This is a genomic window from Acidovorax sp. GW821-FHT10E04 (assembly GCF_059415185.1).
In genome coordinates this window covers 553931-576327 of sequence record NZ_JBWKMT010000001.1, presented here as the reverse complement: position 1 = coordinate 576327, position 22397 = coordinate 553931, and the positions used below count along the sequence as shown (strand labels likewise).

20 protein-coding genes are annotated in these 22397 nt (G+C 68.2%); 13 read left to right on the top strand and 7 right to left on the bottom strand.

The annotated features are described in order from the left end of the window. Positions 1-81: 81 nt before the first annotated feature. Together purD and AC07OC_RS02630 are read right to left on the bottom strand one after the other, a co-directional pair. Positions 82-1359 (bottom strand): phosphoribosylamine--glycine ligase, encoded by a 1278-nt coding sequence (gene purD, locus AC07OC_RS02635; protein ID WP_218294865.1) that lies wholly within the window; start codon positions 1357-1359, stop codon positions 82-84. Positions 1360-1474: 115 nt separating this feature from the next. Next, entirely contained in the window at positions 1475-2194 is a 720-nt protein-coding gene (locus tag AC07OC_RS02630; protein ID WP_218294864.1) for a YebC/PmpR family DNA-binding transcriptional regulator, read from the bottom strand. A gap of 80 nt (positions 2195-2274) precedes the next feature. Between AC07OC_RS02630 and AC07OC_RS02625 the strand changes: the two genes are divergently transcribed. The 8 genes from AC07OC_RS02625 to AC07OC_RS02590 all read left to right on the top strand — a co-directional run bounded on the left by AC07OC_RS02625 (position 2275) and on the right by AC07OC_RS02590 (position 11611). After that, the gene (locus tag AC07OC_RS02625) at positions 2275-3798 is read left to right on the top strand and encodes a helicase HerA-like C-terminal domain-containing protein (protein WP_492805030.1); all 1524 of its coding nucleotides are present in this window, start codon (positions 2275-2277) and stop codon (positions 3796-3798) included. Positions 3799-3988: 190 nt separating this feature from the next. Continuing rightward, complete coding sequence (locus AC07OC_RS02620; protein ID WP_494600364.1) at positions 3989-4795, top strand: glycine-rich domain-containing protein; 807 nt, start codon at positions 3989-3991, stop codon at positions 4793-4795. Between the two features lie 151 nt (positions 4796-4946). Then, positions 4947-5792 carry an enoyl-CoA hydratase-related protein gene (locus AC07OC_RS02615; RefSeq protein WP_218294861.1) on the top strand — a complete coding sequence of 282 codons (846 nt, stop codon included), beginning with the start codon at positions 4947-4949 and terminating at the stop codon, positions 5790-5792. Positions 5793-5955: 163 nt separating this feature from the next. Then, entirely contained in the window at positions 5956-6948 is a 993-nt protein-coding gene (locus tag AC07OC_RS02610; protein WP_218294860.1) for a threo-3-hydroxy-L-aspartate ammonia-lyase, read from the top strand. Between the two features lie 177 nt (positions 6949-7125). Then, positions 7126-7755, top strand: coding sequence for a uracil phosphoribosyltransferase (upp, locus tag AC07OC_RS02605; RefSeq protein WP_218294859.1), 630 nt, complete (start codon positions 7126-7128; stop codon positions 7753-7755). Positions 7756-7961: 206 nt separating this feature from the next. Beyond that, positions 7962-8972 (top strand): BMP family protein, encoded by a 1011-nt coding sequence (locus tag AC07OC_RS02600; RefSeq protein WP_218294858.1) that lies wholly within the window; start codon positions 7962-7964, stop codon positions 8970-8972. Between the two features lie 99 nt (positions 8973-9071). Then, the gene (locus tag AC07OC_RS02595; protein WP_369642549.1) at positions 9072-10043 is read left to right on the top strand and encodes a 5'-methylthioadenosine/S-adenosylhomocysteine nucleosidase; all 972 of its coding nucleotides are present in this window, start codon (positions 9072-9074) and stop codon (positions 10041-10043) included. Further along, the gene (locus tag AC07OC_RS02590; RefSeq protein ID WP_494600363.1) at positions 10040-11611 is read left to right on the top strand and encodes an ABC transporter ATP-binding protein; all 1572 of its coding nucleotides are present in this window, start codon (positions 10040-10042) and stop codon (positions 11609-11611) included. Before AC07OC_RS02595 ends, AC07OC_RS02590 begins: the two co-directional genes overlap by 4 nt. Positions 11612-11642: 31 nt before the next feature. Here the strand turns inward: AC07OC_RS02590 and AC07OC_RS02585 are convergent, their stop codons facing one another. After that, positions 11643-12191 carry a hypothetical protein gene (locus tag AC07OC_RS02585; RefSeq protein WP_218341158.1) on the bottom strand — a complete coding sequence of 183 codons (549 nt, stop codon included), beginning with the start codon at positions 12189-12191 and terminating at the stop codon, positions 11643-11645. Between the two features lie 101 nt (positions 12192-12292). Between AC07OC_RS02585 and AC07OC_RS02580 the strand changes: the two genes are divergently transcribed. The 4 genes from AC07OC_RS02580 to AC07OC_RS02565 all read left to right on the top strand — a co-directional run bounded on the left by AC07OC_RS02580 (position 12293) and on the right by AC07OC_RS02565 (position 15492). After that, entirely contained in the window at positions 12293-13354 is a 1062-nt protein-coding gene (locus tag AC07OC_RS02580) for an ABC transporter permease (RefSeq protein ID WP_218341157.1), read from the top strand. After that, a complete protein-coding gene (locus AC07OC_RS02575; RefSeq protein WP_218341156.1) occupies positions 13351-14274 on the top strand; it encodes an ABC transporter permease in 924 nt (307 codons plus the stop codon). Before AC07OC_RS02580 ends, AC07OC_RS02575 begins: the two co-directional genes overlap by 4 nt. Before the next feature lie 83 nt (positions 14275-14357). Continuing rightward, positions 14358-14744, top strand: a complete 387-nt coding sequence (locus AC07OC_RS02570; protein WP_494600362.1) for a hypothetical protein — start codon at positions 14358-14360, stop codon at positions 14742-14744. 13 nt (positions 14745-14757) lie between these two features. Then, positions 14758-15492, top strand: a complete 735-nt coding sequence (locus AC07OC_RS02565; protein WP_494600361.1) for an AraC family transcriptional regulator — start codon at positions 14758-14760, stop codon at positions 15490-15492. 64 nt (positions 15493-15556) lie between these two features. Here AC07OC_RS02565 and AC07OC_RS02560 read toward each other — a convergent pair whose 3' ends face one another. After that, positions 15557-15949: a VOC family protein gene (locus tag AC07OC_RS02560; RefSeq protein ID WP_218294851.1), complete on the bottom strand. Its 393-nt coding sequence runs from the start codon at positions 15947-15949 to the stop codon at positions 15557-15559. Positions 15950-16068: 119 nt separating this feature from the next. On the opposite strand from AC07OC_RS02560, the gene AC07OC_RS02555 reads away from it, so the two are divergent. Continuing rightward, on the top strand, positions 16069-17343 hold the full coding sequence (locus tag AC07OC_RS02555; RefSeq protein ID WP_494600360.1) for an amidohydrolase family protein: 1275 nt from the start codon (positions 16069-16071) through the stop codon (positions 17341-17343). A 58-nt stretch (positions 17344-17401) separates the two neighbouring features. On the opposite strand, the gene AC07OC_RS02550 is transcribed toward AC07OC_RS02555, so the two are convergent. From AC07OC_RS02550 to AC07OC_RS02540, 3 genes are read right to left on the bottom strand one after another with little or no spacing between them, the layout of a single operon-like run. After that, on the bottom strand, positions 17402-18535 hold the full coding sequence (locus AC07OC_RS02550) for an ABC transporter permease (RefSeq protein ID WP_494600359.1): 1134 nt from the start codon (positions 18533-18535) through the stop codon (positions 17402-17404). A gap of 1 nt (position 18536) precedes the next feature. Continuing rightward, positions 18537-21308 (bottom strand): ribosome-associated ATPase/putative transporter RbbA, encoded by a 2772-nt coding sequence (gene rbbA / locus AC07OC_RS02545; RefSeq protein WP_494600358.1) that lies wholly within the window; start codon positions 21306-21308, stop codon positions 18537-18539. Further along, a complete protein-coding gene (locus tag AC07OC_RS02540; RefSeq protein WP_218341150.1) occupies positions 21305-22372 on the bottom strand; it encodes an HlyD family secretion protein in 1068 nt (355 codons plus the stop codon). Before AC07OC_RS02540 ends, rbbA begins: the two co-directional genes overlap by 4 nt. Positions 22373-22397 lie beyond the last annotated feature (25 nt).

The window sequence follows — 22397 nt, the reverse complement described above, 5'->3', positions numbered from 1 at the left end:
CCAGGGACGCCCAGCAAGGGCCGCCCCCGCGTGGGCGTCGTCTCTTGCGGGGGAAGGCGCCGCAGGGGACTCAGGAAGGGGTTATTTCACCGCGCGGAAACCAATGTCGCGGCGGTACTGCGCGCCATCGAACTGGATGCCACGCGCCACGTCGTAGGCACGCTGCTGCGCCTGCTTGACGCTGTCGGCCAGCACCGTCACGCACAGCACCCGGCCACCGGTCACGCTGACCACGCCGTCTTTCAGCTGCGTGCCCGCATGGAACACCACGGCATCGTCGGCCTCGGCGGGCAGGCCGGTGATGGGGTCGCCCTTGCGCGGGTTCTCCGGGTAGCCATGGGCTGCCATGACCACGCCCAGCGCGGTGCGGCGGTCCCATTGCAGCTCCATCTGGTCGAGCTTGCCATCGGCCGCGGCGGCCATCACATCGCTGAAATCGCTTTTCAGGCGCATCAGGATGGGCTGGGTCTCGGGATCGCCCATGCGGCAGTTGAATTCGAGCGTCTTGGGGTGGCCCTTGGCGTCGATCATCAGCCCGGCATACAGAAAGCCGGTGTAGGGAATGCCGTCCTTTTCCATGCCCCGGATGGTGGGCAGGATGATCTCGCGCATGGCGCGGGCGTGCACGTCGGCCGTGACCACGGGCGCGGGCGAGTAAGCCCCCATGCCGCCGGTGTTGGGGCCTTCGTCGCCGTCTTTGAGGCGCTTGTGGTCCTGGCTGGTGGCCAGCGCCAGCACGTTCTTGCCATCGCACAGCACGATGAAACTGGCTTCCTCGCCTTCGAGGAATTCCTCGATCACCACGCGCGCGCCACCTTCGTTGTGCGTCACGCCGTATTTGTTGTCCACGAGCATGAAGTCCACGGCATCGTGGGCCTCCTGCAGCGTCATGGCCACGACCACGCCCTTGCCAGCGGCCAGGCCGTCAGCCTTGATGACGATGGGGGCACCCAGGCGGTCCACGAAGGCGTGGGCGGCGGCCGGGTCGGTGAAGGTGTCGTAGTCGGCCGTGGGAATGCCATGGCGGCGCATGAAGGCCTTGGAGAAGGCCTTGGAGCTTTCGAGCTGCGCGGCGGCCTTGGTGGGGCCGAAGATGCGCAGGCCGTTGGCACGGAACTCATCGACCACGCCGGCGGCCAGCGGCGCCTCGGGGCCCACCACGGTCAGCGCGATCTTCTCGGCCTGCGCCCACACGCGCAGCTCGCGCACGTCGGAGATGGCCACGTTGTCGAGCTTGGGGTTCAGCGCGGTGCCACCGTTGCCGGGCGCCACATACACCTTGGTCACCTTGGGGGACTGGCTCAGTTTCCACGCCATCGCGTGTTCACGGCCGCCGCCACCAATCACAAGTACTTTCATAGGAGCCTTTGGTGAACCCGGCCCACAGCACCGGGCTGCGTGGCGGGGTTCGGGGAAATATCAGTCGGAAAACAGGTCAGCGCAAGAAAAAATCGGCGATCCAGGGGCGCAGAGGTCAGAGCGCGGCGTTGTGGTAGACCTCTTGCGTATCGTCCAGGTCTTCCAGCACGTCCAGCAGCTTTTGCATCCTGGCGGCGTCGTCGCCGGTCAGTTCAATGGTGTTCTCGGGCCGCATGGTCACGCCCGCCACCTCCGCAGTGAGGCCCGCCGCCTCCAGCGCGTTCTTCACGGCCTCGAAGTCGGCCGGAGCGGTCAGCACCTCCACGGCGCCATCATCGTCGGTCACCACGTCTTCGGCGCCCGCCTCCAGCGCCACTTCCATCACCTTGTCCTCGCTGGTGCCAGGGGCAAAGATCAGCTGGCCGCAGTGCTTGAACTGGAACACCACCGAGCCTTCGGTCCCCATGTTGCCACCGTGTTTGCTGAACGCGTGTCGCACTTCGGCCACGGTGCGCACCCGGTTGTCGGTCATGGTGTCGATCATGATGGCCGCGCCGCCAATGCCATAGCCTTCGTAGCGGATTTCCTCGTAGGTCAGGCCTTCGGCGTTGCCCGTGGCCTTGTCGATGTTGTATTTGATGCGGTCGGCGGGCATGTTGGCCGCCTTGGCCTTGTCCACCGCCAGGCGCAGGCGGGGGTTGGCAGACAGGTCGCCGCCGCCCGAGCGGGCAGCCACGGTGATTTCGCGAATGATGCGGGTCCAGATCTTGCCGCGTTTTTCATCCTGCCGCCCCTTGCGGTGCTGGATATTCGCCCATTTGCTGTGTCCTGCCACGAGAGATCCTTTTGTATTGATTTAATCTACTGAGCGCGATTTTACTTTTTGCCGAACCTGTACCCCCGAGGAAACCCCAAATGGCCGACCCCCTGCTGATTGCCAAGCACGACACCATCGAATGCCACCTGCTTCCCGGGCTGGCCAACCGCCACGGGCTCATCACCGGCGCCACCGGCACGGGCAAGACAGTGACCTTGCAGACCCTGGCCGAGAACTTCTCGCGCATCGGCGTGCCGGTGTTCATGGCCGATGTGAAGGGCGACCTCACGGGCGCCAGCCAGCCCGGCAAGATCGGCGACAAGCTGGCCGCCGTGCTCAAGGAGCGCGGCCTTCCCCTGCCCGCCCCCCTGGCCTGCCCCACCACGCTGTGGGACGTGTTCGGCGAACAGGGCCACCCGGTGCGCGCCACCGTGTCCGACATGGGCCCGCTGCTGCTGGGCCGCATGCTCAACCTCAATGAAACCCAGCTGGGCGTGCTCAACCTGGTGTTCAAGATCGCCGACGACAACGGCATGCTGCTGCTGGACCTCAAGGACCTGCGCGCCATGCTGCAGTACGTGGGCGACAACGCCAAGGAGTTCACCACCGAATATGGCAACGTGAGCGCCGCCAGCGTGGGCGCCATCCAGCGCGGGCTGCTGCAGATCGAGCAGCAGGGCGGCAGCGAGTTCTTCGGCGAGCCCATGCTCAATATCCAGGACTTCATGCAAACCGTCGATGGCCACGGTGTCGTCAATATCCTGGCGGCCGACAAGCTCATGAACTCGCCGCGCCTGTACGCCACTTTCCTCTTGTGGATGCTGTCCGAGCTGTTCGAGCAACTGCCCGAGATCGGCGACCCCGAGCAGCCCAAGCTGGTGTTCTTCTTCGACGAGGCCCACCTCCTGTTCAACGAGGCGCCCAAGGTGCTCATCGAGCGCATCGAACTCGTGGTGCGCCTGGTGCGCTCCAAGGGCGTGGGCGTGTATTTCGTCACCCAGAACCCGCTCGACATCCCGGACAGCGTGCTGGCCCAGCTGGGCAACCGCGTGCAGCATGCGCTGCGCGCCTTCACGCCACGCGACCAGAAGGCCGTCAAGGCCACGGCCACCACCATGCGGCAAAAGCCGGGCCTCGACATCGAGACCGCCATCACCGAACTGGCCGTGGGCGAGGCGCTGGTGAGCTTTCTCGATGCCAAGGGCCGCCCGAGCATCACCGAACGGGTGTTCGTGCTGCCGCCCGGCAGCCAGCTCGGTCCCATCACGCCGCAGCAGCGCCAGATGCTGGTGGCCAACTCGCTGGTCGCGGGCGTGTATGAAAAGGTGGTGGACCGCGAGTCGGCCTACGAAAAACTCAAGGGCCGCGCGGCCGAAGCCAGTGCCCAGGCGCCAGCCAATGGCAGCAAAGGCACGCCCGCCAACACGGAAGACAGCGGCGGCGGCCTGATGGGCGGGCTCAACGACGTGCTGTTTGGCACCACCGGCCCGCGCGGCGGCAAACGCGATGGCCTGGCCCAGACCATGGCCAAGTCGGCCGTGCGCACCATGGGCACCTCGCTGGGCAAGGAGATCCTGCGCGGGGTGCTGGGCAGCATCTTCGGCGGCAGCAAGCGCCGTTGACCACGGGCGGGGCGCAGATTCCCGCCCCTGCCCTGCGTCCCCGGCGCGGCACTGTCGCCGCGGCTGCAGCAGGGTGGTGATGGTGCGGCGGGCACACCAGCCGTGCCCCCTGGCGACACCACCCGAAGTGTCATCAATCGGTCACAAAACCGCCGTGAAATCGCCACACAACAACAAAAAAGGAGGGACGATGAAACGCATCGACAACATGCTGCTGTGGTGGGCAAGCAAGGTCGTGCCGCTGGCGATTGCCGCGTGGGTGGTTGCCATCGCCGGGCTCCTGGGCGGCGCCTGGCGCCTGCGCTGGCCCTGGCTCCTGTATTTCCTTGCCACGGTCATCATCACGGCCCTGGCGATCCAGTGGACCCGCGCGGTGCGCCAGCGCACCATCCGCGAAGCCCCCCTGCCCCGCTTTCTGCAGCGCAAGCTGCGCCAAACCTACCCCCACCTGAGCACGCGCGACTGCGAGCTGGTGGAGCGGGGCCTGCGCCAGTTCTTCATGGCCTGCCTGCGCGGCAACAAGCAGTTTGTGGCCATGCCCTCCAGGGCGGTCGATGTGCTGTGGCATGAGTTCATCCTGCACACCCAGGCCTACAAGCACTGGTGCCACCATGCGCTGGGCTTCTTCCTGCACCACACGCCCGCCAAGGCGCTGGGCGCGAAGGCCCGGCACAACGACGGCCTGCGCCGCTGCTGGTACTGGGTGTGCAAGGAGGAATCCATCGACCCCAAGGCCCCCAGCCGCCTGCCCCTGCTGTTCGCGCTGGATGCCAAGTTCGCCATCCCGGGCGGCTTTGCCTACGTGCCTGACTGCTCCGACATCGCCCGCAAGAGCGATGCTGGCGGCAGCGGCGGCGACAGCTACTGCGGCACCAGCTTCTCGGACGGCGGCTACAGCGGCAGCTCGGGAGACTTCGGCGGCGCCGACAGCTCGGATGGAGGCGGGAGCGACGGCGCAGGGGATGGCGGCGGCTGCGGCGGCGGGGGCGGCGATTGACGGGCCATGCCACGGCCGTCTGCCACCCTCGTGCAAACGCTCCTTATTTGATAGCTATTGGCGCTTGATAGATAAGGGATTGAAGCCAAAATCGTCCAAAGTCACCCAGGCGACGACACTGCCGGGGCCAGCGGGTCTACAGTGGCACCCCATGAACAAGACCCTCACCTGCTTCAGCCTCGGCATCTCCCAGCATGTCGCCCACCTGGTGATGAACCGGCCCGAGGCCATGAACACCATGCACCCCACCTTCTGGCGCGAGCTGGACGAGGTGCTGGCCCACCTGCAACAGGCGGGCGAGGCGCGCGCGCTGGTCATCAGCAGCACGGGCAAGCATTTCAGCGCGGGCATGGCGCTGGAGACCTTCGGCGGCGCCATCACCATGGACGACCAGAGCCCCGAAGGCCGCGCCGCCATCTTCGACCTGCTCACCGACATGCAGGCCACCTTCACCCGCATCGAGAACCTGCGCATTCCCGTGATCATGGCCATCCACGGCGGCTGCATCGGCGGCGCGGTGGACATGGTGACGGCGGCCTGCGTGCGCTACGCCACGGCGGATGCGTTCTTCTGCATCCAGGAAATCAACATCGGCATGGTGGCCGACGTGGGCACGCTGCAGCGCCTGCCCAAGCTCATCCCGCTGGGCGTGGTGAAAGAACTGGCCTACACCGGCCGCCGCCTGGGCGCCGCCAGGGCCCTGGGCCACGGGCTGGTCAACGAGGTGTTCGACACGCAGGAGGCCATGCTGGCCGCCGCCCTGCAATGCGCCCAGGAGATCGCCGCCAAGCCCCCCGTCGCCATCTGGGGCACCAAGCAGGCCGTGAACTACGCGCGCGACCACAGCGTGGAAGACAGCCTGCGCCAGATGGGCTGGCTGCAGGGCGCCATCTGGAGCAACCAGCACGTGCGCGAGTCGGTCACGGCCATGAAGCAAAAGCGCGCGGGCGACTTCCCGGCCCTGGCGCCGCTGGTACGGTTCAGCGAACTGGGCTGAGAGCGCCGCGCCGCGAGACCGGCGCGAAAAGTCAAAATTGATAGCTGCCCGCGCTGACAGGACAACCGGCAGAGGCCTTTTCGGCGCGCGGCGATCGCGTCTGGGGCTATCATGTGGCGAACACGGGCAACCCCTTGCCCGCCCCTGCCCCGAGGACGCCGCCATGACATTGCCCAGTCTGACCCCGCCCACCTACGACGACGTGGCCGCCGCCGCGCACCGGCTCAAGGGCATCGCGCACCGCACGCCGGTGCTGCGCTCCACCACCGCCGACGAAATGCTGGGCGCCCAGCTCTTCTTCAAATGCGAGAACCTGCAGCGCACGGGCGCGTTCAAGTTCCGCGGCGCCTTCAACACGCTCGCCCAGTTCACCGACGAGCAGCGCGAACGCGGCGTGCTGGCTTTCTCGGCCGGCAACCATGCGCAGGCGATCGCGCTGTCGGCCCGCCTGCTGGACATGCCCGTCGCCATCGTCATGCCCGAAGACGCGCCCGCCTCCAAGATGGCGGCCACGCGCGCCTATGGAGCCCAGGTCGTCACCTACGACCGCTACACCGAGGACCGCGAGGCCATCAGCCGCCGCCTGGCGCTGGAGCGCGGCATGACGCTGGTGCCTCCGTTCGACCATCCCCACGTCATCGCGGGCCAGGGCACCGCGGCGCTGGAGCTTTTTGAAGAAGTGCCCGACCTCGACTACCTGTTCGTGTGCGTGGGCGGCGGGGGCCTGCTGGCAGGCAGCCTGCTGGCCGCGGGCGCCCTGGCACCGCGCTGCCGCGTGATCGGCGTGGAGCCCGAAAACGGCAACGACGGCCAGCAGTCGCTGCGGGCGGGGCAGATCGTGCGCATCCCGACGCCACACACCATCGCCGATGGCGCGCAGACCCAGGCGCTGGGCGAGCTCACCTTTCCCATCATCCGCGAGCGGGTGGAAGACATCCTGAGCGTGAGCGACGCCCAGCTCATGCAGTCCCTGCGCTTCTTCGCGGAGCGCATGAAGATCGTGGTGGAGCCCACGGGCGCCCTTGCCTATGCGGGCGCGCACGCGTTCTCGGGTGTCGATGACGGCGGCAAGCTGCTGCAGGGCGAACGGGTGGGTGTCATCATCAGCGGCGGCAATGTGGACCTGGCGCGCTATGCGCGGTTCCTGTCGGATTAGACTCACCCATGCGCCGCGCCGCCGCCACCAGCCCCAGAGGGCGACGCCAGCGGCCCGCCACGGCCAGCCACACGGCAGCACGGCAGCCCGCAACCCTGACAGTGCCTGCCGCCAGCGCCTCTGTCAGGTAAAAATGCGGGCGCGCCTCTTTCCATCCCCCAAAACACAGGCCCAGCCATGAGCAACGTCACCGTCATCAACCACCCCCTCGTCCAGCACAAGCTCACGCTGATGCGCAAGAAGGACGCCAGCACCAACAGCTTTCGCCGCCTGCTGGGCGAGCTCAGCACGCTCATGGCGTACGAAGTCACGCGCGACATGCCCCTGCAGGACGTGCAGATCGAAACCCCGCTGGAGACCATGACCGGCCAGGTGATCGACGGCAAGAAGCTGGTACTGGTCTCCATCCTGCGCGCGGGCAACGGCTTCCTCGACGGCATGCTCAACGTGGTGCCCGGCGCCCGCGTGGGCCACATCGGGCTGTACCGCGACCCGGCCACGCTGCAGCCGGTGGAGTACTACTTCAAGATGCCGTCCGAAATGGACGAGCGCGACATCATCGTGGTGGACCCCATGCTGGCCACCGGCAACTCGGCCGCCGCCTGCGTGGACCGCCTGAAAAAACTCAATCCCCGCTCCATCAAGTTCGTGTGCCTGCTGGCCGCCCCCGAAGGCGTGGCCACGCTGCAAAAGGCCCACCCCGACGTGCCGATCTTCACCGCCGCCATCGACCGCGAACTGAACGACCACGGCTACATCCTGCCGGGGCTGGGGGATGCGGGGGACCGGATCTTCGGCACCAAGTAGGCGCACGGCACGCCATCGCGAACCAGCCACCGCGGGGCCAGGCCCTCCGGTGGTTTTTTTGGCGCGTCATTTTTTTACCAACTGGTGGCTTTCCTCTGGCAGACTTGCCTCCGGCCTCGTGCCACCGGGCGGCTGCCCATTGGCGCGCTCCTTGCTTGGCTGCTGACACCCATTCCTCCTTGTTTGCCTGTCTGAAGGACCCCACCATGACCACTCGCCGCATCTTCACCGGACGCCTGCTCTGCACTTCCATGGCCCTTTCGGCCGCCATGGGCCTGGCGCCCTCGCTGGCCCACGCGCAGTCCAAGCTCAAGGTCGCGGCGATCTACACGGTGCCCTACGAGCAGCAGTGGGTGAGCCGCATCCACAAGGCCCTGAAGGCCGCCGAAGCGCGCGGCGAGATCGAATACAAGGCCAGCGAGAACGTCTCCAACGCCGACTACGAGCGCGTGATGCGCGAGTACGCCACCGGCGGCAACCAGCTCATCGTGGGCGAGGCCTTCGCGGTGGAGACCGCCGCCCGCAAGGTGGCCAAGGACTTCCCCAAGACCTCGTTCCTGCTGGGCTCCTCGGGCAAGCCGCAGGCGCCCAATTTCAGCGTGTTCGACAACTACATCCAGGAGCCCGCCTACCTGTCCGGCATGGTCGCGGGCGGCATGACCAAGACGAACAAGATCGGCATGGTCGGCGGCTTCCCCATTCCCGAGGTCAACCGCCTGATGCACGCCTTCATGGCCGGCGCGAAGGAGACCAACCCCAAGGTCGAGTTCACCATCACCTTCATCAACAGCTGGTTCGACCCGCCCAAGGCCAAGGAAGCCACCTTCGCCATGATCGACAAGGGCGCCGACGTGCTCTATGCCGAGCGCTTTGGCGTGTCCGACGCGGCCAAGGAGAAGGGCAAGCTGGCCATCGGCAACGTGATCAACACCCAGGACAAGTACCCCGACACCGTGGTCGCCTCCGCGCTGTGGCACATGGAGCCCAGCATCGAACGCGCCCTCAAGCTGGTCAAGGACGGCAAGTTCACGGCCGAGGACTACGGCCCCTACTCGATGATGAAGCACAAGGGCTCTGAATTGGCGCCGCTGGGCACGTTCGAGAAGAAGGTGCCCGCCGACATCGTGGCCAAGGTCAAGGCCAAGGAGGCCGACATCCTGGCCGGCAAGTTCAGCGTGAAGGTGGACGACAGCCAGCCCAAGTCCACGGCCAGGTAGGCACCCCGGCGCGCGGGCACCGGCTGCGCTGTGGCCTACGCCGCCGTGCGCTGCGCTGTACGATTTTTCCTTTTCTTCTTTTTCCCGACAAGGAACGCCATGCCCGCACCGCTTTCCCACCGCCCCGAGACAACCGCCCTGGCCGCGCGGTGCATGCGCCTGCTGGGCGCCCTGGCCCTGGCCACGCTGGTGGCGGGATGCGCCGCGGTCGCGCCGGGCCAGGCGGCACGGCTGGACAGCACGCCGCGCATCGCCGTCATCTCGGCCTTTGCACCCGAGCTGACGGTGCTGCTGCCCCAGGTGCAGCAGCCGGCCAGGCACAGCGTCAACGGCGTGGAATTCACCACCGGCACGCTCTCGGGCAAGCCCGTGGTGGTGTTCCTGTCGGGCATCAGCATGACCAACGCGGCCATGAACACGCAATTGGTGCTGGACCGCTTCAACGTGAGCCACATCGTCTTTTCCGGCATCGCCGGTGGCGTGAACCCCGGCCTGCACATTGGCGACGTGACCGTGCCCGCGCAGTGGGGACAGTACATGGAATGGCTGATGGCGCGTGAAGACCAGCCCGGCCAGTACAGCGCCCCCGCGTGGATGAAAAGCGAGCTGACGATGCCCGCCTTCGGCATGATGCACCCGCGCCCGGTCGAGGTGAGGTCGGCGGCCAAGCCCGGCATCACCAGACAGTTCTGGTTTGAGGCGGACCCCCAAATGCTGGCCACCGCGCGCGGCCTGCAGGACGTGGGCCTGGCGCATTGCCTGGCCAGCACCTGCCTGAAACAGCGCCCGCAGCTCGTGGTGGGCGGCAACGGCGTGTCGGGCCAGGCCTTCGTGGACAACAAGGCTTTCCGCGAATACGCGTTCAAGACCTTCGAGGCCAATGTGCTCGACATGGAGACCGCCGCCACCGCCATGGTGGCCCACAGCAACGGCGTGCCCTACATCGCCTTTCGCTCGCTGAGCGATCTGGCCGGTGGTGGCGAAGGCGAGAATGAAATGGGCACCTTCATGGGCCTGGCGGCGGCCAATTCCGCCAAGGTGCTGCTGGCCTTTCTCTCGAACTGGAAATGACGGACCCCTCCGGCCCCGTCCTGCGGCTGCAGGGCATCACCAAACGCTTCGGCAAGCTGGTGGCCAACGACGGCATCAGCCTTGCGCTGCAGCGCGGCGAGGTGCTGGCACTGCTGGGGGAGAACGGGGCGGGCAAGTCCACGCTGATGTCCATCCTGTTCGGCCACTACGTGGCCGACGCGGGCCACATCGAGGTCTTCGGCCAGCCGCTGCCGCCCGGCCAGCCACGCGCGGCGCTGGCGGCGGGCATCGGCATGGTGCACCAGCATTTCACCCTGGCCGACAACCTCACGGTGCTGGACAACGTGCTGCTGGGCACCGAACCCTTGTGGCAGCCCTTCTCACGGCGTGCGGGTGCGCGCGAGCGCCTGCTGGCGGTGTCCCGCCAGTTCGGCCTGCCCGTGCGGCCCGAGGCGCTGGTGGGCGGCCTCTCGGTCGGCGAGCGCCAGCGCGTGGAGATCCTCAAGGCGCTGTACCGGGGCGCGCGCATCCTCATCCTGGACGAACCCACCGCCGTGCTCACGCCGCAGGAAAGCGAAGCGCTGTTCGACACGCTCGCGCAGATGGTGGCGCAGGGCCTGTCCATCATCTTCATCAGCCACAAGCTGGCCGAGGTGCTGCGCGTATCGCACCGCGTGGCCGTGCTGCGCCAGGGCAAGCTCGTGGCCGAGGCGCCCGCGCAGGGCACCACGCAAGGCCAGCTCGCGCAGTGGATGGTGGGCCATGCCATCGAGGCCAGCGAACGCCGCCCCGCCCGGAGCGTGGGTGCGCCGGTGTGCACGCTGGCCGATGTGTCCACCGCCCCCACCGGGCGCGACCGGCTGCAGGGGGTATCGCTCACCCTGAACGCCGGCGAGATCGTCGCCATCGCCGGTGTCTCGGGCAATGGCCAGGTGGCGCTGGCCGATGTGCTGTGCGGCGTGCGCGCCGCCACCGCCGGCCAGGTCACGCTGCTGGGCACGCCGCTGCAGGCCCGCCCGGCTTGGGTGGTGGACCAGGGCGTGGCCCGCATCCCCGAGGACCGCCATGCCGTGGGCGTGGTGGGCGACCTGCCGGTGTGGGAGAACGCCGTGTCCGAACGCCTGCGCAGCCACTGGTTCGCCCACCCCTGGTTCCGGGCCTTCTGGGTCAAGCGCGGCGCCGCGCGCCAGCATGCCCAGCGCGTGGCCGAGACCTTCGACGTGCGCGGCGGCGGGCCCGACATCCCTGCCCGCGCGCTCTCGGGCGGCAACATGCAAAAGCTCATCCTGGGCCGCGCCCTGCTGCCGCCCTATGATGCCCAGCAAAGCGCGCCGGCCCCGCGCCTCATCGTGGCGCACCAGCCCACCTGGGGCCTCGATATCGGCGCCGTTACCTTCGTGCAGCAGCAGCTCATCAACGCCCGCGACGGCGGCGCGGCCGTGCTGCTGATCTCGGACGACCTCGACGAAGTGCTGGCCCTGGGCGACCGCGTGGCGGTGATGCACGAGGGGCACCTGAGCGCAGCGCGGCCCGCAGAGGGCTGGACGCGCGAGGCCATCGGGCTGGCGATGGCGGGCGCCGCCAGCAGCGCGGAGGAAACCCCGTGACTGCGCAGGCGCCGATTCAGCGCCCGGGCCCTTACCCGCCGCCCATGCCAGCCAGTGTCCTGAAGACAAGCCAGGTGAACACCAGGGCCGGCAGGTACAGCGCGGAGGCGATGGACAGCTCCCACCACGACAGGGCGCGCCGCCACCACACGCCGAGCATCACGGGCGCACACCCCATCACCATCAGGATGATGGATGGAAAGAACCACACCCCCGCCAACAGGAACAGGGGCGCCCACAGCAGCACGCGGCTGATCTTGAAGGCCATGGGCCGGCCGCTGCGCCAGGTATGCAGCAGCAGGCCGAGAAAGCCTGCCACCAGGGCTGACACCACGCCGATGGTGATGCGCCTGTGCCGCACCCGACCTTCTTCCTGCAGCCTGCGTGTGTGGTCCAGCCATTCGTTGATGTCGGCGGTGTATTCCGCTTCGTTCTTCAGCGGCAGGTCCGGCGGGGCGACCGGCGCAGCCGTTGCCGGGCCCTCGCCGGTCAATGCCTGTGCCATGGCACCTGCGCAGCCCAGCGCCAGCGCGCCGCACAGCAACAGGCGCCCAAGCCATCCCCACACCAGGTTTTGCATGATCTCTCTCTCCCGTTATTGGCGGCCTGCGTGGTGCAAGCCGAACCTCTCCGCCGCGGATGGTAATCCGATGCCCTCCATTCCCCACGAAGCGCCGACCCATGCGGCTTGAGAAACGCAACCACATCTCCCCCGCCGCCTACGTGGCGGCGCCGGTAGGCGCCGTGGTGTTCACCCTGCTCATCAGCGGCCTGCTGGTGCTGTGGGCCGGCGCGCCCGTGGGCCAGACCTATGCACTGCTCGTCAAGGGCGCCTTCGGCTCGGTCTTCGCGCTGACCGAAACGCTCACGCGCGCCACGCCGCTGATCCTGACCGGGCTGGCCGCGGCGGTGGCCTTTCGCGCACGGCTGTTCAACATCGGTGCCGAGGGGCAGTTGTATGCCGGCGCGCTGGCCGCCGTGGCCGTGGGCGGCCTGCATGGCGGCACGGGGCTGGAATGGTCGCCCTGGCTGCTGTTCCCGGCGATGATGCTGGCGGCGGCCCTGGCCGGCGCCCTGCTGCTGCTGGGCCCGGCGCTCATGAAGTCGCGCCTGGGGGTGGACGAGGTGGTGACCACGCTGCTGCTCAACTTCATCACCCTGCTGCTGGTCTCGGCCCTGCTCGACGGTCCCATGAAAGACCCGCTGTCCATGGGCTGGCCGCAGAGCGTGGCGCTGCAGGGAGACCTGGAGCTGTCCAGGCTGGTGCCGCAGACGCGCCTGCACACGGGACTGCTGTGGGCCATCGGCCTGGCACTGATCCTCTGGGCCATCCTGCGGCGCACGGTGCCGGGCTTCGACATCCGCGCGGCCGGTGCCAATGCGCGGGCCGCCGCGTTTGCCGGCGTGCCCATCACCCGCACCGTGGTGCTGGTGGCCCTGCTCTCGGGCGGGCTGGCGGGGCTGGCCGGTGCCATCGAGGTGGCGGGCCGCACCGGCTACGTCACGCTCGACATGTCGCCGGGCTATGGCTACAGCGGCATCGTGATCGCCATGCTGGCCGGGCTGCACCCGCTGGGCGTGATCGCGGCGGGCACCTTCGTGGCCGGCGTGCTGGTGGGTGCCGACAGCATGAGCCGCGCGGTGGGCGTGCCCACCTACATCGCCGACGTGATCGTGGCCACCTCGCTCATAGCGGTGCTCGTCGCCACCCTGCTCACGCAGTACCGGGTGAGGTGGAAATGACCGAACTCCTCGACATCCTGGCCAATCCGGCCTTCTGGATCGCCACGCTGCGCGTGGCCACGCCGCTCATCCTGGGCACGCTCGGGGTGCTGCTGTGCGAGCGCGCCGGCGTGCTCCACCTGGGCATCGAGGGCATCATGGTGGCGGGCGCCTTCACGGGCTGGCTCACGGTGTACGCCGGGCACGGCCTGTGGACCGGGGTGCTGGTGGCGGCGCTCACGGGGGGCGTGTTCGGGCTGCTGCATGCCTGGCTCACGGTGGGGCTGGCGCTGTCGCAGCATGTCTCGGGCCTGGGCATCACGCTGCTGGCCACAGCGCTCAGCTACTACGGCTACCGCGTGAGCTTTCCGAAGGTGAACACGCCGCCCACCATCGAGCCTTTCGCCGCCATGGATTGGCTGGGCGTGCCCATTCTCTCAGCGCAGACGCCACTCACGCTGCTGGCGCTGGCCCTGGTGCCGATACTGGCCTGGGTGCTCATGCGCACGCCGCTGGGCCTGGCCGTGCGCATGGTGGGCGAGAACCCGCAGGCCGCCGAGGGCCAGGGCATCCCGGTGGCGGCCACGCGCACGGGGGCCATCGTGGCGGGCTCGGCGTTGATGGGTGTGGCGGGTGCCTTCCTCACGCTGTCGGCGTTCAACGCTTTCTTCTTCAACATGGTGAACGGGCGCGGCTGGATCTGCGTCGCGCTGGTGGTGTTCGCCTCGTGGCGCCCCGGCAAGGCACTGCTGGGCGCGCTGCTGTTCGCTTTTTTCGATGCGCTGCAGCTTCGGCTGCAGCAGGCGGGCGGCGCGTGGCTTCCGTACCAGGTGTATCTGATGCTGCCCTACCTGCTCTCCATACTGGCCCTGGTGCTGGTGGCGCGCAAGGCAGCGTACCCGCAGGCGCTGATGAAGCCCTACCGCAAGGGCGAGCGGTGAGGCGCGCGCCCAGCCCCATCGCGCCTTGGCTGGCGGCCGCGCTGCTGGCCTGTGCGGGGCATGCCCACGCTCTGGGGCAAGACATGCCGCATGAATCCTTCACCGCCGCGCCCGATGTGGACTGGGTCAAGGTTTGCGGTCAGTGGCCCGCCCCGGTGCAGCCGGGTGAAGGCGGCGGCACGTACCGCATCGTGCACGCCACGCGCTACGCGCAGTCTTTTCTCTACCTGCAGTGGATCGCGCGGGACCGCACCGACAGCGCCGCCGCGGTTCACACCGAGGGTTTTGCGCAGATCAACAACGACCATGCCGCCATCACCCTGAGCCAGATGAGCTGCCTGCCCACGCGCCGGGGCATTCGCTTCACAGCGCGGGCGCAGTCTGGCCATGACAACAGTGTGTTCCGTATCACCATCGACGCAGGACACAACCCGGGCGAGGTGCGCTTTCGCACCACACAAAAGCGCTGACGGCGGGCCTGCCATGCCAGACGTGCCGCCTTCTCTCAGCACCAGCCCCTTGCTGCCACTGACCGTGCTGGCGCGCTGGCAGTTCGACACCACCGATGCCAGTGCCACCACGGTGCTGCCCGATGGCTGCAGCGACCTCATCCTGCATGTGGACGCTTGCGGGCACTCCGCCTGGCATATCTCACCACTGGCCGACGCTGCCATGGAGGTGCCCGGACGCGCTGGCGAGCAATGGCTGGGCTACCGCCTGTGTCCCGGCACCACCATCGATGCAGCAGCATTGCTGCAGTCCGCACGGGCCATCTGGCACCAGCACAGGCGCCGCGCTGGGCCACGCTCCTGCGGCCTGGGCCACGACACCACGGCGCTGGAAGCCTTGCTGCTGGAGGCCATCGACCACCACACCGACAGGGATCCACGCGTCCAAGAGGCGCTACACGCGCTGGCGCATGCAGCCACGGTGGGCGCGGCAGCACACGGCCTAGGGGTGTCCGAACGCACGTTGGAGCGCCTGACCCAACGCTCCACCGGCCAATCGCCCCGCTTCTGGCGCGCGCTGGCCCGCGTGCGCCGTGCAGCGCAGGCGCTCGGCACGGCCAAACCGCTGGCGGAGATTGCAGCCGACAACGGCTACGCCGACCAAGCCCACTTCCACCGCGACTGTCTGCGCTGGCTTGGGCAGACGCCTGCAGCGCTGCGCCGCACACCACAACTGCTGGCCACGGTGGCGCAGGCGGGCTATGGCTGAATTGCATGTGAAACCCACGCCCCGGGGCCGGCACCACCGTCTACGCCTGCGCCACCACGACCGTTCAAACGGCTGGCGGCCCCATGGGCGTGCACAGCTCCACCAGCGCGCCGTTGATGTCCGCGACATAGGCCACCGTCTGGCCCCAGGGCATCTGCCCGGGCGCCTGCACCAGCCGGGCACCGGCATCCACCGCGCGCTGCACGGCAGCGGCCACGTCGGTGGTGGTGAACGCGATCTCGAAACTGGGCGCCTCGGCCGACGCGCGCTGCGGGTTCTTGCCCAGCTCGGCCATCAGCCGCAGCGACGAGAAGGCCAGCGCGGTGGCGCCCGTGTCCAGCTCCCCGAAGTCGCCGGCCTCGTGCACGAAGCGGCGGGTGAAGCCGAAGGCGGCCTCATAAAAAGCGATGGTCCTGGGAACATCTTCGACGTAGAGAATGGTGTAGCCAAATTGCATGAAGACTGCCTTTGCAAAAATGCGCTGAAATAGATGCGCCCTGTGAGACACCCAGCTTAGGCACAAAGCCCGCCACGGTCTTGAAAAAACCCGACACCCCGACACCAGACGCCCCCACCATGCTCGACCTGCTCATCACCCACGCCACCCTGCCCGACGGCCGCCAGAAGATGTCGATTGCCGTGCAGGACGGCCGCATCGCCGAGGTGACCGAGGGCCTGCAAGCCCCCGCGCACGAAACAGTGGATGCGGGCGGCCTGCTCGTCAGCCCGCCGTTCGTGGACGCGCATTTCCACATGGATTCGACCCTGAGCTACGGCCAGCCGCGCGTGAACGAGAGCGGCACGCTGCTCGAAGGCATTGCGCTGTGGGGCGAACTCAAGCCGACCCTCACGCACGATGCCATCGTGGAGCGCGCCCTGCGGTATTGCGACATGGCCGTGGCGCGCGGGCTGCTGGCCGTTCGCAGCCATGTGGACACCAGCCACGCCAGCCTGCTGCCGGTGCAGGCCCTGCTGGAGGTGAAGCAGCGCGTGGCGCCGTACCTGGATTTGCAGCTGGTGGCCTTCCCCCAAGACGGCGTGCTGCGCGCGCGCGGCGGGCTCGACAACCTCAAACGTGCGCTGGACCTGGGCGTGGACGTGGTGGGCGGCATCCCGCACTTCGAGCGCACCATGGCCCAGGGCGCCGAGAGCGTGAAGGTCCTCTGCGAACTGGCGGCAAGCCAGGGCAAGCGCGTGGACATGCACTGCGACGAATCCGACGATCCGCTGTCACGCCACGTCGAAACCCTGGCCTTTGAGACCCAGCGCCTGGGCCTGCAGGGCCGCGTGACGGGTTCGCACCTCACCTCCATGCACAGCATGGACAACTACTACGTGAGCAAGCTCATCCCGCTGATGGCCGAGGCCGACCTGGGCGTGGTGGCCAACCCGCTCATCAACATCACGCTGCAGGGCCGCCACGACACCTACCCCAAGCGCCGGGGCATGACCCGCGTGCCCGAGCTGATGGCTGCCGGCCTGACCGTGGCGTTCGGCCACGACTGCGTGCTGGACCCCTGGTACAGCGGCGGCAGCGCCGACATGCTGGAGGCCGCGCACATGGGCCTGCACGTGGGGCAGATGACCAGCCAGGCCGCGATGCGGCAGTGTTTTGATGCGGTGACGGTGAATCCCGCCAGGTTGCTGGGGCTGGAGGGCTACGGCATCGAGCCGGGCGCATATGCCGACTTCGTGCTGCTGCACGCACGCAATCCCGTGGAAGCAATCCGCCTGCGCGCAGCGCGCCTGGGCGTGTGGCGGCGCGGCAGGCTGCTGGCCAGCAGCCCGGCACCCGTGGCGCAACTGCACCTGCCGGGGCGGCCCGACAACGTGAATTTCACATCAAATTAGCCTCTCGCGCTTATGTATCAAGCGCAAACAGCTACACATTTAATAGCATTGCAAGCATCTACGCCATGCGCGCAATCGTCTTGCGAAACCGCGCCAGCGCCAGGCTGAACAGCACCGCCCCAATCCCCAGCAGCCACACCAGCGACGGCCACACCACCGCCCAGCCCGCGCCCCGGTAGAGGATGGCCTGGGCCAGTTCGGTGAAGTGGGTGGTGGGCGCCAGCGCCATGCCGTACTGCACCCACAGCGGCATGCTCTCGCGCGGGGTGACGCCGCCCGACAGCATCTGCAGCGGCATCATCACCAGCACCATCAGCAAGCCAAACTGCGGCATGCTGCGCGCCACCGTGGCCATGAAGATACCCATGGACGTGGTGGCGAACAGGTGCAGCGTGGCGCCCAGCAGGAACAGCGGCACCGAACCCTCGATGGGCACGCCAATCGCCCAGCGGATCACCGCCGTGAGCGAAATCCACGTGGCGACCAGCACCACCAGCGCCATGGCCCAGACCTTGGCCAGCATGATCTCGCCCGGGGTGACGGGCATCACCAGCAAATGCTCCACCGTGCCATGCTCGCGCTCGCGGATCAGCGCGGCGCCGGTGAGGATGATGGAGAGCATGGTCACGATGTTGATCAGCTCCATGAGCGAGCCGAACCACGCGGGGTTCAGCGCCGTGTTGAAGCGCGAGCGCACCGTCAGCTCGATGGGCTGCTCGGCCACGGTGCGGTCACGCTGCACGAACTCGGCCACCTCCAGCTGCACGATCTGCTGCACAGCCCCATTGGCCGCGAACGCCTGCCCCATGCGCGTGGCGTCGATGTTGAGCTGCACCTGCGGCACCCGGCCCGCCAGCACGTCGCGCTGGAAGTGGGCGGGGATGTGCAGCACCAGCGTGAAGCGGCCGGCGTCCAGGCCCGGGTCCACCTCGCGCATGCTGATCATGGCGGGGCGCGTGAACTGGGGGGCGTAGAACGCGGTGGCGATGCGCTGGGACAAGGCCGAGTCGTCCTCGTCCACGATGGCAATGGGCACGTGGTGCAGCGTCTCGGGCTGCGCCATGCCCGCAGAGTACACCGCGAGTGTGGTGGTGTAGACGATGAGGAACAGCATGGCCGGGTCGCGCCACAGGCTCCAAAGCTCCTTGATGCCTAACCGAAAGATGTTGGACCACCGTCCACGCAGCGCCATGTCAGGTCTCCTGCTTCTTCAGCAAGGCAATGGCGACACCAACGATGACCGGCACCGCCACCAGCATGGGCCAGAACTCGGCCTGCAGGTCTTGCAGGGAGAGCGCCTTGTTGAACACGCCCCGGCTGATGGTGAACATGTGGCTGGCCGGGTAGACCTCGCCCACCCAGCGCGCAAACCCCGTCATGGACGACACCGGGTTGATGAGCCCCGCAAACTGCACGGCGGGAATGATGGTGCCCACCATGGCGAAGAACATCGCCGCGATCTGGCTGCGCGTGACGGTGGAGGCCAAGAGGCCCATGCCCGTGGAGCACAGGCTGAACACCACGGCGGCCAGCGTCAATGTGGCAAAACTTCCCGTCATCGGCACGCCAAAAACCGTCACCGCTGCCAGGCACATCAAGCCAAAGTTGAACAGCGCCAGCAGCACATAGGGCAGCTGCTTGCCCAGCATGAATTCGGTGCGCGTGGTGGGCGTCACATACAGGTTGATGATGGAGCCCAGTTCCTTCTCGCGCACCACGGCCAGGGCGGTGAGCATGGCGGGCAGCATGAGCAACAGCAGCGGGATCACGGCAGGCACCATGGACGGCAGGCTGCGCACGTCGGGGTTGTAGCGGTAGCGCGGCTCCACCTCCAGCAGGCCCCGGGGCACCACGCCCGTGCGGCTGCGGCTTTGCTCCACCAGCCATTGCTGGTGCAGGCCCTGGGCGTAGCCGATGACGGTTTCGGCGCGCTGGGGCATGGCCCCGTCCACCCAGGCACCGATCTGCACCGGCTGGCCGCGTGCCACGTCGCGCGCAAAGCCGGGTGGGATCTCCAGCGCCAGCGATATCTCGGCGGAGCGCATGCGCGCGTCCAGCTCGGCGTAGGTGGCAATCGGCGGCTGCTCGGTGAAGTAGCGCGAGCCCGCGAGGTTCAGCGTGTAGGCGCGGCTCAGCGCGGTCTGGTCGCGGTCCAGCACGGCAAAGCGCAGGTTCTCCACGTCCATGCTGATGCCGTAGCCCATCACGAACATCAGGATCAGCGAGCCCAGCAGCGCCATGGCGCCCCGCACGGGGTCGCGGCGCAGCTCCAGCGATTCGCGCCACTGGGTGCTGTGGATGCGGGCCAGGCTTTGGCGCAGGCGGGTGCGCCAGGTGGGGGCGTTGGGGATGGGCGCCGGGGATGGCGCGGGGCGCTCGGAAGCGTCCACGGTGGCCTGGACCAGTGCATTGCCTGCAGCATCTTCCAGGTAGCCGATGAAGGCTTCTTCCAGCGTGGCGACGCCGCGCTTTGCCACGATGTCCTGCGGCGCGGCGCTCTCCAGCACACGCCCCGCGTGCATCAGCGAGATGCGATCGCAGCGCTCGGCCTCGTTCATGAAATGGGTGGAGATGAAGATGGTGACCTTGTCGCGCCGGGCCAGCTCCACCATCAGGCGCCAGAAGTTGTCGCGCGCCATCGGGTCCACGCCCGAGGTGGGCTCGTCCAGGATCAGCAGCTCGGGCTGGTGCACCATGGCCACGGCCAGCGACAGGCGCTGGCGCATGCCCAGCGGCAGCTTCATGGGCAGTGCGCTGCGGGCGGCCTGCAGGTCAAAGCGCTCGAGCATGGCCGTCACGCGCGCGGGTACCTCGGCCTCGGGCACGTGGAACAGCCGGGCATGCAGCACCAGGTTCTGCTCCACCGACAGCTCGCTGTACAGCGAAAACGCCTGCGACATGTAGCCCACGCGCCGCCGCGTGGCCATGTCCTTGGGGTCCACCGGCTGGCCAAACAGCCAGGCCTGCCCGTCGCTGGCGGGCAGCAGGCCTGTGAGCATCTTCATGGTGGTGGACTTGCCGCAACCATTGCTGCCCAGAAAGCCAAAGATCTCGCCCCGCTGGATGCGAAAGCTCACATGGTCCACCGCCACAAAGTCGCCAAACCGCATGGTCAGGTCGCGCGCCTCGATGGCCACATTGGCGGCATCATGGGCCTGCGACCGGTCCAGCGGCGGAATCTGCACCGCTTGATGGCCCCGGCGCTTGGCCTCGGGCAGCAGGGCCACAAAGGCCTGCTCCAGCGCATCGTGCCCGGTGCGGGCCATCAGCTCGGCGGGTGTGCCGGTGGCCAGGATGCGCCCTTCGTCCATGGCCACCAGCCATTCAAAACGCTGGGCCTCTTCCATGTAGGCCGTGGCCACGATGACGCTCATGCCCGGCCGTGCGGCGCGGATACGGCCGATCAGATCCCAGAACTGGGCGCGCGCCAGCGGGTCCACGCCGGTGGTGGGTTCGTCCAGGATGAGCAGGTCGGGGTCGTGGATGAGCGCGCAGCACAACGCCAGCTTCTGCTTCATGCCGCCCGAGAGCTTGCCCGCAGGCCGCGCCAGAAACGGATACAGCCCCGTGCTGCGCGTGAGTTCGTCAATGCGGCGGCGCCGCTCGGCCGCGTCGTGCCCGAACAGGCGGCCAAAAAACTGCAGGTTTTCTTCCACCGACAGCGTGGGGTACAGGTTCTTGCCCAAGCCCTGGGGCATGTAGGCGATGCGGGGGCACACCCGGCTGCGGTGGCGGCTTTGGGCCATGTCGCCGCCCAGCACCTCCACGGTGCCCTGCTGCACCGCCCGCGCGCCCGCCACCAGGGCCAGCAGGCTGGACTTGCCCACGCCATCCGGCCCGATCAGGCCCACCATGCGGCCGGCGGCCACCTCCAGGTCGATGCCCTCCAGCGCCACCGTGCGCCCGTAGCGCTGGCCCACGCCGCGCAGGCGGGCCACGGGTGCAGCGCCGGCCGCTGGGTTCACTGGCCAGCCTTGACGGCGAGTTCTGCGGGCCACTCCACCGCAGGGTCCACCCGCAACCAGGCCACGCCGGGCAGTCCGGTCTTGACCTGTTCCTGGTGGCGCAGCAGCAGCGCCTTGTCGATCTGCGCGCGCACGCGGAACATGAGCTTCTGGCGCTCGCTCGCGGTCTCCACCGTCTTGGGGGTGAACTGCGCGGTGCTGGCCACGAACGACACGGTGGCCGGGATCACGAAGCCCGGCGCGGCATCGAGCACGATGCGCACCTCGCTGCCCAGCGCCACGCGGCCCGCCACGGTTTCGGGCAAAAAGAAGGTCATGTACACGTCGCTCAGGTCCACCAGCTGCAGCACGCGCGCACCCGCACCCACCACCTCGCCGGGCTGCACCACGCGGAACTGGACGCGGCCATCGCGCGGCGCCTTGAGCTCGCTGTCGGCCAGCTCCACATCGATGCGGGCCAGCGTGGCCTGCAGCGCGCGCACATTGGCCTCGGCGCTGGTCACCTGCGTGCGCGACGCACCGATGCCCGCCTGCGCGGCCTTCGCCTGGGCTTTTGCAGCGGTCACAGCGGCTTGCTGGCTGCGCACCTTGGCGCGGTCGTCGTCGAGCAACTGGCTGGAGAAAAAGCCCTCGCGCGCCAGCTGCTCGGAGCGCGGCAGGCGGCGGCGGGCGGTGTCGAGGTCGCTCTCGCGCTGCGCGACCACGGCCAGCGCGGCCTGGTAGTCGCTATCACGCTGGGCCACCTGCACCTGGGCACTGCTGATGGCCAGCTGCGCCTGCTGCAGCCGGGCCACGGCCTCTTCGCGCTGGGCCTGCAGGCTGTCGATCTGCATGCGGGCCAGGGGTTGCCCGGCTTTCACGAAATCGCCCTCGGCCACCAGCACATCGAGCACCTTGCCCGCGAGTTTGGTGGCCACGGCGATCTCGGTGGCCTCGATGCGGCCGTTGCCGCTCACGAAGCCGGGGCCTGGCCCTTTGGCCTGCCAGGGCGCCCAGCGCAGCAGCAGCCCTCCCCCCAGCAGCACCACGGCCAAAGCCGCAGCGATCTTCCATTGCTTGCTCATGGTCCATCCTTGTGGGCACTTGGGC

Excerpts from the sequence above, each read along its gene's own strand:
- purD (WP_218294865.1), bottom strand. The coding sequence starts at position 1,359 with ATGAAAGTACTTGTGATTGGTGGCGGCGGCCGTGAACACGCGATGGCG.
- AC07OC_RS02625 (WP_492805030.1), top strand. The coding sequence starts at position 2,275 with ATGGCCGACCCCCTGCTGATTGCCAAGCACGACACCATCGAATGCCAC.
- AC07OC_RS02620 (WP_494600364.1), top strand. The coding sequence starts at position 3,989 with ATGAAACGCATCGACAACATGCTGCTGTGGTGGGCAAGCAAGGTCGTG.
- AC07OC_RS02615 (WP_218294861.1), top strand. The coding sequence starts at position 4,947 with ATGAACAAGACCCTCACCTGCTTCAGCCTCGGCATCTCCCAGCATGTC.
- AC07OC_RS02610 (WP_218294860.1), top strand. The coding sequence starts at position 5,956 with ATGACATTGCCCAGTCTGACCCCGCCCACCTACGACGACGTGGCCGCC.
- upp (WP_218294859.1), top strand. The coding sequence starts at position 7,126 with ATGAGCAACGTCACCGTCATCAACCACCCCCTCGTCCAGCACAAGCTC.
- AC07OC_RS02600 (WP_218294858.1), top strand. The coding sequence starts at position 7,962 with ATGACCACTCGCCGCATCTTCACCGGACGCCTGCTCTGCACTTCCATG.
- AC07OC_RS02595 (WP_369642549.1), top strand. The coding sequence starts at position 9,072 with ATGCCCGCACCGCTTTCCCACCGCCCCGAGACAACCGCCCTGGCCGCG.
- AC07OC_RS02590 (WP_494600363.1), top strand. The coding sequence starts at position 10,040 with ATGACGGACCCCTCCGGCCCCGTCCTGCGGCTGCAGGGCATCACCAAA.
- AC07OC_RS02585 (WP_218341158.1), bottom strand. The coding sequence starts at position 12,191 with ATGCAAAACCTGGTGTGGGGATGGCTTGGGCGCCTGTTGCTGTGCGGC.
- AC07OC_RS02580 (WP_218341157.1), top strand. The coding sequence starts at position 12,293 with ATGCGGCTTGAGAAACGCAACCACATCTCCCCCGCCGCCTACGTGGCG.
- AC07OC_RS02575 (WP_218341156.1), top strand. The coding sequence starts at position 13,351 with ATGACCGAACTCCTCGACATCCTGGCCAATCCGGCCTTCTGGATCGCC.
- AC07OC_RS02570 (WP_494600362.1), top strand. The coding sequence starts at position 14,358 with ATGCCGCATGAATCCTTCACCGCCGCGCCCGATGTGGACTGGGTCAAG.
- AC07OC_RS02565 (WP_494600361.1), top strand. The coding sequence starts at position 14,758 with ATGCCAGACGTGCCGCCTTCTCTCAGCACCAGCCCCTTGCTGCCACTG.
- AC07OC_RS02560 (WP_218294851.1), bottom strand. The coding sequence starts at position 15,949 with ATGCAATTTGGCTACACCATTCTCTACGTCGAAGATGTTCCCAGGACC.
- AC07OC_RS02555 (WP_494600360.1), top strand. The coding sequence starts at position 16,069 with ATGCTCGACCTGCTCATCACCCACGCCACCCTGCCCGACGGCCGCCAG.
- AC07OC_RS02550 (WP_494600359.1), bottom strand. The coding sequence starts at position 18,535 with ATGGCGCTGCGTGGACGGTGGTCCAACATCTTTCGGTTAGGCATCAAG.
- AC07OC_RS02540 (WP_218341150.1), bottom strand. The coding sequence starts at position 22,372 with ATGAGCAAGCAATGGAAGATCGCTGCGGCTTTGGCCGTGGTGCTGCTG.